This window comes from Mammaliicoccus sp. A-M4 (assembly GCF_022386955.1).
Lineage (GTDB): Bacteria > Bacillota > Bacilli > Staphylococcales > Staphylococcaceae > Mammaliicoccus > Mammaliicoccus lentus.
On sequence record NZ_JAJNHH010000033.1, the window covers coordinates 1 to 1,182 of the forward strand.

General features: G+C 44.8%; 1 rRNA gene. It reads left to right on the top strand.

The features are described 5' to 3' along the window. Positions 1-193: 193 nt before the first annotated feature. Positions 194-1,182 (top strand): 23S ribosomal RNA (locus LQ682_RS13985); the annotation flags it as partial.

Genomic DNA, 1,182 nt, shown 5'->3' on the forward strand with positions numbered 1-1,182 from the left:
TTGCACATTGAAAACTAGATAAGTAAGCAAATAGATTTTACCAAGCAAAAAACCGAGTGAATTTTTAACGAAATTCAACAAGCTTAATAATCGCGCGTCGTCTTTTTAGACGACATCACAGATTAATAACTGGTAAAGGTTAGTTAAACATGGTTGTATCTTCGATACACAGTGCTTAACTAAGGATTTACATGATTAAGTTATTAAGGGCGCACGGTGGATGCCTTGGCACTAGAAGCCGAAGAAGGACGTTACTAACGACGATATGCTTTGGGGAGCTGTAAGTACGCTTTGATCCAGAGATTTCCGAATGGGGAAACCCAGCATGAGTTATGTCATGTTATCCACATATGAATACATAGTATGTGAGAAGGCACACCCGGAGAACTGAAACATCTTAGTACCCGGAGGAAGAGAAAGAAAACTCGATTCCCTGAGTAGCGGCGAGCGAAACGGGAATAGCCCAAACCAATAGGCTTGCCTATTGGGGTTGTAGGACACTCAATACGGAGTTACAAAGGAAATAATTAGACGAATGGTTTTGGAAAAGCCAACCATAGAAGGTAAAGGTCCTGTAGTCGAAAGTTATTTCTCTCCTGAGTGGATCCTGAGTACGGCGGAACACGTGTAATTCCGTCGGAATCTGGGAGGACCATCTCCCAAGGCTAAATACTCTCTAGTGACCGATAGTGAACCAGTACCGTGAGGGAAAGGTGAAAAGCACCCCGGAAGGGGAGTGAAATAGAACCTGAAACCGTGTGCTTACAAATAGTCAGAGCCCGTTAATGGGTGATGGCGTGCCTTTTGTAGAATGAACCGGCGAGTTACGATTTGATGCAAGGTTAAGCAGTAAATGTGGAGCCGTAGCGAAAGCGAGTCTGAATAGGGCGAATGAGTATCTGGTCGTAGACCCGAAACCAAGTGATCTACCCATGTCCAGGTTGAAGTTCAGGTAACACTGAATGGAGGACCGAACCGACTTACGTTGAAAAGTGAGCGGATGAGGTGTGGGTAGCGGAGAAATTCCAATCGAACTTGGAGATAGCTGGTTCTCTCCGAAATAGCTTTAGGGCTAGCCTCAAGTGATGATTATTGGAGGTAGAGCACTGTTTGGACGAGGGGCCCCTCTAGGGTTACCGAATTCAGACAAACTCCGAATGCCAAATAATTTAACTTGGGAGT